Source organism: Roseovarius dicentrarchi, assembly GCF_003316635.1.
In the GTDB taxonomy this organism is placed as follows: domain Bacteria; phylum Pseudomonadota; class Alphaproteobacteria; order Rhodobacterales; family Rhodobacteraceae; genus Roseovarius; species Roseovarius dicentrarchi.
Map to the genome: position 1 here is coordinate 20,444 of NZ_QNQP01000028.1, position 9,999 is coordinate 30,442.

At 57.3% G+C, this 9,999-nt stretch carries 7 protein-coding genes and 1 pseudogene; all 8 read left to right on the top strand.

Going from position 1 to position 9,999, the window contains the following annotated elements; all coding sequences use genetic code 11:
* Entirely contained in the window at positions 1 to 423 is a 423-nt protein-coding gene (locus DQ230_RS15120) for a type II toxin-antitoxin system VapC family toxin (protein ID WP_074647016.1), read from the top strand.
* Positions 420 to 3,143, top strand: a complete 2,724-nt coding sequence (locus DQ230_RS15125) for a class I SAM-dependent DNA methyltransferase (RefSeq protein ID WP_113913439.1) — start codon at positions 420 to 422, stop codon at positions 3,141 to 3,143. The genes DQ230_RS15120 and DQ230_RS15125 overlap by 4 nt, the downstream gene beginning before the upstream one ends.
* Complete coding sequence (locus tag DQ230_RS15130) at positions 3,140 to 4,024, top strand: hypothetical protein (protein ID WP_064223261.1); 885 nt, start codon at positions 3,140 to 3,142, stop codon at positions 4,022 to 4,024. Before DQ230_RS15125 ends, DQ230_RS15130 begins: the two co-directional genes overlap by 4 nt.
* Before the next feature lie 142 nt (positions 4,025 to 4,166).
* The gene (locus DQ230_RS15135) at positions 4,167 to 5,639 is read left to right on the top strand and encodes an ATP-binding protein (RefSeq protein WP_083351912.1); all 1,473 of its coding nucleotides are present in this window, start codon (positions 4,167 to 4,169) and stop codon (positions 5,637 to 5,639) included.
* A gap of 175 nt (positions 5,640 to 5,814) precedes the next feature.
* Entirely contained in the window at positions 5,815 to 7,863 is a 2,049-nt protein-coding gene (locus DQ230_RS15140) for a pseudomurein-binding repeat-containing protein (protein WP_113913440.1), read from the top strand.
* Positions 7,856 to 9,061 carry a GIY-YIG nuclease family protein gene (locus DQ230_RS15145; RefSeq protein ID WP_074647010.1) on the top strand — a complete coding sequence of 402 codons (1,206 nt, stop codon included), beginning with the start codon at positions 7,856 to 7,858 and terminating at the stop codon, positions 9,059 to 9,061. The genes DQ230_RS15140 and DQ230_RS15145 overlap by 8 nt, the downstream gene beginning before the upstream one ends.
* Before the next feature lie 261 nt (positions 9,062 to 9,322).
* A complete protein-coding gene (gene tnpA, locus DQ230_RS15150) occupies positions 9,323 to 9,715 on the top strand; it encodes an IS66-like element accessory protein TnpA (RefSeq protein WP_113913441.1) in 393 nt (130 codons plus the stop codon).
* A pseudogene (gene tnpB, locus DQ230_RS15155) lies at positions 9,712 to 9,873 on the top strand (IS66 family insertion sequence element accessory protein TnpB); the annotation flags it as partial. The gene tnpA and the pseudogene tnpB, both read left to right, overlap by 4 nt.
* Positions 9,874 to 9,999 lie beyond the last annotated feature (126 nt).

Sequence of the window (9,999 nt, forward strand, 5' to 3'; positions counted from 1 at the left end):
ATGATCATCCTCGACACGAATGTCCTCTCTGAGCTGTTGCGCCCGGCTCCCGAGCCGAGGGTCGAGCAATGGCTGTCGGCGCAGGACGGGCTCAACGTCTACCTGACCTCGATATCGGAAGCGGAACTGCGCTACGGCCTCGCGATCATGGGGAACGGCAAGCGGCGCGCCGCGCTGGTTGATGCAGTGGACAGCATCCTGCGTGAGGACCTTGCGGGGCGCATTCTGCCTTTCGACAGCGCCGCCGCGCAGTCCTATGCCGCCATCTCCGCCGCACGACGGTCCGCCGGGCGACCGATCACCCAGGCCGATTGCCAGATTGCCTCAATTGCCCACACCCGTGGTGCCTCCGTCGCCACGCGCAACACGCCTGACTTCGAGGGTTGCGAGATCGACCTGATCAACCCCTGGACTACCGCATGAACGCCGTTGAGATTGAACAAGCCGTTTCCGAACTCGCCGAGCAGCCCTTTGATGCGGCAGAGTTCCCCTATGCCTTCCTCATGGCCTTCGGAAACAAGGAGACGACAATCAAGCGCCTGCGCACCGGCGCATCGAACAAGTCCGACATCGGCGGCGTCCTGCAGACCAACAACATCCACCTTGCGACCTGCGTCCCGGGCGAAATCGCGGCAACCCTCGCCGCCCTGCGCGAAAGCCCTGCCACCTCCCGCGCCAAGGCGAAGTTCATCCTCGCCACTGACGGCATCGACCTCGAGGCCGAGGACATCACCACCGGCGAGACCATCGCCTGCCGCTACACCGATTTCCCCGATCACTTCGGCTTCTTCCTGCCGCTCGCCGGTATCTCCACCGTCAAGCAGATCCGCGAAAGTGCGTTTGATATCCGAGCGACCAGCCGCCTCAACCGGCTCTATGTCGAGCTGATCAAGGACAATTCGGACTGGGGCAGCGCGGACAAGCGCCATGACATGAACCATTTCATGGCGCGGCTGATCTTCTGCTTTTTCGCCGAAGACACCGACATCTTCGTCAGCGACAACCTGTTCACCGCCACCATCGACCAGATGGCGAACCGCGACGGGTCGAACACGCACGAAGTCATCGGCGAGATTTTCCGCGCGATGAACACCGCCATCCCCAAACGGGCCGAGGCCAAGCTGCCCCGCTGGGCCGACACCTTTCCCTATGTGAACGGTGGCCTCTTCTCGGGCAGCACCGATGTGCCGCGCTTTTCCAAGATCGCGCAGCGCTACCTGTCCCATATCGGCAGCCTCGACTGGACACAGATCAACCCCGATATTTTCGGCTCGATGATCCAGGCCGTCGCGGATGAGGAGGAACGCTCGGTCCTCGGCATGCACTACACGTCCGTGCCGAACATTCTGAAGGTGCTGAACCCGCTCTTCCTAGATGATCTGCGGGCAGAACTGGAGGCGGCGGGCGACAACGCCCGCAAGCTGGCCAATCTGCGCGCCCGCATGGCCAAGATCCGCGTGTTCGACCCCGCCTGCGGGTCGGGCAACTTCCTTGTGATCGCCTACAAGGAAATGCGCGCGATCGAGTATGAGATCAACAAGCGCCGGGGCGAGCCGCTGCGCCGCACCGACATTCCCCTGACCAACTATCGCGGGATCGAACTACGCGACTTCTCGGCCGAGATCGCGCGGCTGGCGCTGATCATCGCGGAATATCAATGCGACGTGACCTATCGCGGCCAGAAAGAGGCGTTGGCCGAGTTCCTGCCGCTAGACGCGCAGAACTGGATCACCTGTGGCAACGCCCTGCGGCTGGACTGGCTGTCGGTCTGCCCGCCCACGGGGACGGGGGTGAAGTTTCAAGCGGATGACTTGTTCATGTCGCCGCTGGATCAGGCGCAGATCGATTTCGCGAATGAAGGAGGCGAGACGTATGTTTGCGGAAACCCGCCTTATGTCGGCGACAAATATCAGACCAAGGAGCAAAAGGACGATCTGAACGCGCTGCTACCAGGAAACAAAAAAGTACGTGCAATTGACTACATCGCGGGTTGGTTCTGGAAGGCATCGGACTTCATCAAGTATGGCGGCTGTTTCGCGTTTGTTTCTACAAACTCGATTTGCCAAGGTGTCCAAGTTCCGTTGATCTGGCCCCGAATTTTTCAGAACGGACAAGAAATATTTTTCGGACATCAGAACTTTCTTTGGGGCAATAATGCGAGCAAGAATGCTCAGGTCACCTGTGTGATCGTTGGGATCGCCGCTGTTGGTGAACGGTCCAAAGCTATTTATGGAGCTGACTTCATGAAGTCAGTCGAAGCCATAAATGCATACCTCACCGAAGGGGCCAATATTATTGTTGAACGTGCCTCTGAACCAATTGCAGAGATAGCGACAATGTTCGGCGGCAACATACCGCGGGATCAGGGCAACCTGTTACTGTCGCCTGACGAAGCGAACGATCTCTTGGAAGGTTTCCCTCAGGCATCTCCTCTCGTGAAGCCAATTGTAGGATCGAGCGAGTTCATCAATGGGCAACAAAGATATTGTCTTTGGATTGAAGATCACCAAGCAGAACTTGCATTCTCAATACCTCCGATTGCGGAACGTTTGGAGCGCATTCGAATCTACCGACAGGGTGGGAGCGAGCGCGGCAAAGCGGGCTTGCTGACGCCGTACAAGTTCGAGCGAACAATCATTGGAGAAGTAAATTCCATCGTCGTTCCAAGCGTATCCTCTGAACGTCGAGAATACCTGCCGTGTGGCTTGATGCCCAGTGACGTTCGCGTATCCAATCTCGCTCTCGCATTATACGATGCCCCGCTCTGGAACATGGCGCTGATCGCCTCACGCCTGCATCTGGTCTGGATCGCCACGGTTTGCGGGAAGCTGGAAACTCGATATCGCTACTCTAACACCATGGGCTGGAACACCTTCCCCGTCCCGAAACTGACCGAAAAGAACCGCGCCGACCTGACAGCGGCGGCCGAAGGTATCCTTCTGGCCCGCGAGGCGCATTTCCCCGCCACCATCGCCGACCTCTACGACCCCGAAAAAATGCCCGCCAACCTCCGCGCAGCGCATGACCACAACGACGAGGTGCTGGAACGCATCTACATCGGCCGCCGTTTCCGCAACGACACCGAACGGCTGGAAAAACTGTTCGAGATGTACACGAAGATGACGACGAAGGTGAGCGCATGAGCGACTTTAACAGCATGACGTTGATGGCAGCGGGCGAGATGATTGCTGAAATGTCGACACAAACCGCTTTCTCGTCTCTCACCCTAGGGTGGGGTGTTGACGAATTCTGTGGTTCTGGATCGGTAGCATCGAAGGCCATTGAAATGGTTCGGTTCGCAAGAAGCAGTATGGGGGGACGTTCTGTTCCGACGGTCAACGGAAACTGTGACCTAAGCAGAGCCATGATTGAGCATGCAATTACGGCATCCGAGCAAAGCAAGCGCAACAAGCCAGATGTCTGGTTGCGTCTTCTTGCTGGTCTGAAAATGGATGGCTTCACACTTGTGGAAGAGGAGGTTCCAGACCCAATGGGCAGATCTTCCATTTTCGATGACGCTCCAAGGGTCATTACACAGACTGTTCTCAGGCGGATGCTGCCTGAGGATGTACCTGAGACAGATTTTCGAGAGGCGACCAGCGAAATTGAGGCCTTACTTGGTCGGCACGGGTTGGGCGCCGCCAAGGGGCATTTGGATCAAGCGATTCAGAACTTTTCGCAAGGGAACTGGTCTTCCGCCAACGCGATGATCAGAGATTTCTATCAGGAACTGCTGGACAAAATTGCGGAGTATTTTGGATGTGATCCTAAGGTTAGCGATGACGCAAAGAGGCAATATCTTGCAGATACAAAATCGGGACCGTTCCTACTTCACGAATACAATGAGTGGGAGAACGACAGAGGCAAACCTGCGTACGTATTGGGGTTGTGGGCAAGATTGCATCCGCACGGCAGCCATCCGGGCCTGTCAGATGAAGAAGATTGTGCTTTTCGGTTTCAAATAATCCTGATCACAGCCCGCATATTTTTAAGACGTTTTGATAAGCGGGTGAGAGGTCAATGATCAAAGGTTTTCCCTCCATTTCGATTATTTATGCCACCAACGGTAGCCCGGCCAAGCCGAACGACCTGGGCCGGCGGGCAATACAGGAATGCCCCTACGACAAACGCTACCCAGGCGTGGTGGGTCAGAAAGTGGACACACTATGACCCTTGACCCTGTCATGAGCGCGGAACGCACCCGCAGGTTGGTGGACGATCTGCGTGCCAAACCAGCGGAAACCACATGGATCGAGTTCAAGGAAAACAATGCCGACGGGCCGTTGATCGGCAAGCTGATCTCTGCCTTGTCCAATGCTGCACGGCTGGCCGATCAGCACTATGCCTATGTGGTCTGGGGGGTGCGAGACGGCGATCATGCGGTTGTCGGCACGAGTTTCGAGCCGACCGTGAAAAAGGAGAAGGGGCAGCCGCTCGAACTGTGGGTGGCCAACCACCTCCAGCCGGGCATCGAGTTCCGGTTCGAAGAGGTCGATCATGACGGGCAGCGCCTGATCCTGCTGACTATCCCCGCCGCCGCAACCGCTCCGGTAGAGTTTGACCGGACCGCCTATTTGCGCATCGGCAGTGCCACGCCGCGCCTGTCCGACCATCCGGAACGCCTGCGTGCCCTCTGGAGCAAGTTGCAGCCCTACGCTTGGGAGACAGGCGTCGCGGCGCAGTTCCTGTCCGGCGACGACGTTCTTGCGCGGCTGAATTACGCCAACTACTTCGATCTTACGGGCCAGCCCTTGCCGGATAACAGGCAGGGGATCTTCGACAAGCTATTGGCAGATCGTCTGATCCAGAAAGATGTAAGCGACCGCTGGAACATTACCAATCTGGGCGCAATCCTGTATGCCAAGAAACTTTCCGATTTCGGCCCCTCTGTAGAGCGCAAAGGGGTTCGTTTCGTGGCCTATGCTGGCACCGGACGTGCAGATGACGTGAGCCACCGCCAGGACGGCCAGCGCGGCTATGCAGCGGGATTTCAGGGGCTGGTGGATTACATCGACGGCCTTCTGCCCCGCAACGAATTGATTGGTAAAGCATTCCGCGAGGAGCGTCCGCTCTACCCGTCGATAGCGATCCGCGAATTGATCGCCAACGCATTGATCCACCAGGACATGACGATCACCGGTGCCGGTCCACTCATCGAGTTATTCAGCGATCGCATGGAGATCACGAACCCGGGCGCCCCCTTGGTTAGCCCCGACCGGTTTTTGGACTCGCCCCCGCGTTCCCGAAATGAAGCTCTTGCTTCCTTGATGCGGCGCATGAAACTTTGCGAAGAACAAGGCACCGGCATCGACAAGGTGATCTCGGCGGTTGAGCTACACCAGTTGCCCCCACCGGATTTCCGCATGGAGGGAGACGCCGTGCGCGTGGTTCTGTTTGCACCACGCCGCTTTGCGGACATGACACCGGAAGAAGCCGTGCGAGCGTGTTACCAACATGCCGCGCTCAAATACGTAGGCGGTCAGAAGATGACGAACGCGACACTTCGGGAGCGGCTCGGCATCGACGACCAGAACGCTGCGCAGGCGTCGCGAGTTATTCGCGCAACGCTGGATGCTGGTCTGATCCGTCCTGCGGATGCTGAACGCCCTCGTGCTGGCTATGTCCCCTCATGGGCGTGACAGGGATAACATTTGATCGGGTTTTGATTGTGCGTATGTGGGCTAGAGGGCGTAAATTAGAAAATACATATAAATCATACTGTTACGATAGGCGTGGTGCGGTATCGCTACTTGATCGGGTTTTGATTGCCTGCCCTAAAGCGAATGATTCTGCGCCCCTCAGAAGGAAAACATCATGACAAAGCAAGTTCCTTCCGTCTCTGTCAATTACGCGGCCAATGGAAGCTCGACCAAATCGAACGAGCTTGGCATGCGCGAAATGCAAGAGGGTGCCTATGAGAAGCGGGGCGAGCAATACCTGCTGATCAAGTCGCCGCCGGCATCTGGCAAAAGCCGCGCGCTCATGTTCATAGCACTCGACAAGCTATACAACCAGGGCCTGCGTCAGGCCATCGTCGTGGTGCCAGAAAAATCCATCGGGTCCAGCTTCAACGACGAGCCACTGAGCAAGTACGGCTTCTGGGCAGACTGGACCGTGCAACCGCGATGGAACCTGTGCAACGCTCCCGGCGGGGATGATGGCAAAGTGGGCGCTGTCGGCAAGTTCTTGGCGAGCGACGACAAGGTTCTGGTCTGCACCCACGCGACCTTTCGGTTCGCCGTGGACAAGTTCGGGATTGAAGCGTTTGACGATCGGCTCATCGCGGTAGACGAGTTTCACCACGTCTCTGCCAACCCTGATAATAAGCTGGGCACGCATCTGGGCGCCCTTGTCGCGCGCGACAAGGTGCATCTGGTTGCGATGACCGGGTCCTATTTCCGCGGCGATGCCGAAGCCGTTCTGTCGCCCGAAGATGAGGCAAAGTTCGATACCTTCACCTATACCTACTATCAGCAGTTGAATGGCTACAAATACCTCAAGACGCTTGACATCGGTTATTTCTTCTATTCCGGGTCCTATGCGGACGACATTCTCAAGGTTTTGGATCCGACCGAGAAGACGATCCTTCACATCCCGAACGTGAACTCGCGCGAAAGCACCAAGGACAAGCATCGCGAGGTCGAGCATATCATTGACGCCCTGGGCGATTGGCAGGGAGCGGATCCCATCACAGGCTTTCAGCTGGTCAAGACGCCCGAGGAGCGGGTGCTGCGCATCGCCGATCTGGTCGATGATGAACCGGCCAAGCGGGACAAGGTGTCCAACGCACTGAAGGACCCTGCGCATAAGAACAACCGCGACCATGTCGACATCATCATCGCCCTCGGGATGGCGAAAGAAGGGTTTGACTGGATCTGGTGCGAACACGCCCTGACGGTGGGTTATCGCGCCAGCCTGACGGAGATCGTGCAGATCATCGGCCGTGCCACCCGCGATGCCGAGGGCAAGATGCGCGCGCGCTTCACCAACCTTATCGCGGAGCCCGACGCCGCGGCCGAAGCCGTGACCGAGGCAGTCAACGATACACTGAAAGCGATCGCAGCGAGCCTGCTGATGGAACAGGTGCTGGCCCCGCGTTTCAACTTCACACCCAAGACCGTGAAAAGTGGCCCTGTCGAAGGGTTTGATTACGGTGAGGGCGGCTATGATCCCAACAAGGAAAACGTCGGCTTCGACGAGGCCAGCGGGCAGTTCCAGATCGAAATCAAAGGCCTGGTCGAACCCAAGAGCAAGGAAGCCAAGCGCATCTGCCAAGAGGACCTCAATGAGGTCATCACAGCTTTCGTTCAGGACAAGACTACGATCGAACGGGGTCTCTTCGACGAAGAGCTGGTGCCGGAGGAACTGACGCAGGTCCGCATGGGCAAGATTGTCGGTGCTAGGTTCCCAGAGCTAGATGCAGAGGATCAGGAAGCGGTGCGCCAACACGCAGTTGCTGCGCTGAACCTGACCCAAAAGGCAAAAGAGATCGCGCTGTCGAACTGCGATGACACAGAAACAACCGGCAATACCGCCTTGATCGACGGGGTGCGCAAATTCGCAATGGACGTGCGCGAACTCGACATCGACCTGATTGATCGCATCAACCCGTTCGGCGAAGCCTACTCGATTCTGGCAAAGACTATGAGCGAGGAAAGCCTTCGGCAGGTCCAGGCCGTCATCTCGGCGAAAAAAGTGCAACTGTCACCGGATGAGGCGCGCGATCTTGCGAAGCGAGCCGTCAAGTTCAAGCAAGAGCGAGGCCGCCTGCCGTCGATTACTTCACCGGACCCGTGGGAAAAGAAAATGGCCGAAGGTGTGGCTTATCTCGCGCGCATGAAGCAGGAAGCTGCCAATGGCTAAGAGTTTCACCGACGAAGATGATGCCCTCCTTGCTGAGCTTGGCGTCGAGGTCGAAGTCAAGAAGCAGCTCAGCCGCACACCACGCGAAGAACGCATCGTCGCAGGTTTTGAGGAAATCTCGCGATTTGCAGAGGAGCATGGCCAGCCTCCCCAACACGGGGAGGATCTTGATATCTTTGAACGCCTCTACGCCGTGCGTCTTGATCGGATCCGCGACTTGCAGGAGTGCCGCGATCTCCTTGCCCCACTGGACGAGCAAGGTCTTCTTGCAGAAACCTTTGCGGCCTCAACGTCGGGCGCCGAAGATCTAGAAGACGATGCCCTGCTCGCTGAGTTGGGCGTAGAAGTAGCCAAGTCACCACTCACAGAATTGAAGCATGTCCGCTCTACAGCCGAGAAAAAGGCCGCCGACGAGGTCGCCAATCGCGAAAAATGCGAAGATTTTTCGAAGTTCAAGCCATTGTTCGAGATGGTCCAGAAAGAACTGGATAGCGGTTTGCGGGAGACCCGCCCTTTCGAGATGAAAGCCGAGATTGAGAAGGGCCGCTTTTTCATCGTCGGCGGTCAGAAAGCCTATGTTACTGAAAAGGGTGAGACCATCACGAATGAGCAAGGTCGTACCGATGCTCGTCTGCGGGTGATTTTTGACAACGGCACCGAGAGCAACATGCTGATGCGCTCGCTCCAGCGCGCGTTGAACAAGGACGGCGCGGGACGCCGAATCACTGACCCATCGGCAGGCCCACTTTTTTCGGACCAGACAATCGATGGTGATGAGGCGAGCGGGATCATTTATGTGCTTCGCAGCAAATCCGATCATCCACTCGTCACAGAAAACCGGGAACTGGTGCACAAGATCGGCGTTACCAATATGAGCGTCGAGAAGCGGATCGCCGGCGCGCAGTTGCAGCCGACGTTTCTGATGGCGAATGTCGAGGTGGTCGCGACATACGAGCTCTACAACATCAATCGGTCCAAGTTGGAGAACCTGATCCACCGCATTTTCGAACCTGCACGGCTCGAGATCGAGATCATGGATCGCTTTGGAAGGCCTGTGGTCCCGCGAGAATGGTTCCTCGTTCCTCTCTTTGTCATCAACGACGCTGTCGAAAAGATCAGGGACGGCACAATAACGGGCTATCACTATGATCCCCGCGCTGCCGGACTCAAACGGATTTCGGGGGAGATGCCGCAATAGATGCTGCGTGACACTCTATGGCACCTCGACCAGCGGGATGCATGGATCGGAGAAGGATTGCGCTTGAACTCGCGGAATATGGTCGAGCGCCATCACGTTCACCGGCACCCCAGCGTACCGCCAACCTTCTATCTTGCGCCTTTTGTTTTCTAACAAGAGTCGCAGTCGGGGGTAGCGTAAGCGTCCGGCCTGGCTGCTCTGACGGTTCATAGAGTGTGTTGATAGTGTCCACCATTGATAGTGGACATCTTGAGGGCAGATATGGCGGGCAAGAAGGGTCAGAAGAAGCGGTTCTGGTCGGATGAGGAGAAGGTGTCGATCTGTGCGCAAACATGCGCGCCGGGGGTATCGGTAGCACAGGTTGCGCGGCGGTACGCCATGAACACCAATCTGATCCACAAGTGGTTGCGTGATCCAAAATTTGCGCCTGACCTGAAGGCCATCGAAGAACAGACTGCCCCGGAGCCGTGCTTTCTTCCAGTTGAGATTGTTGACCGACCTATGGTCGAAGAACCGGACCCTGGACCTGCGGCCAATGCTACCTCCGGCCACAGCGTGATTGAGATCGATATCGCGGGTGGCCACCGCTTGCGGATCATCGGTGGCTACGACCCCGAGGCTTTGGCCCGGTTGATCCGAGGTCTTTCCGAATGATCCCTGTTCCGGCGAACACACGGGTCTGGCTTGCGGCTGGCGTGACCGACATGCGGCGTGGGTTCACGACGCTGGCAGCGCAAGCCGAGCAAACGCTGAAGCAAGACCCGTTCGCGGGGCATCTGTTCGTCTTCCGTGGACGTCGCGGTGACCTGATTGCGCGTTTCGCATGATGGCGGGCACTGATTTCAGCTGATCGTGGGCAGCGATTTCATGGGAAGGCGGGCACCTGTTTCACGCGATCGCGGGCAGTGATTTCACGCGATCATGGGCAGGACTGGCCA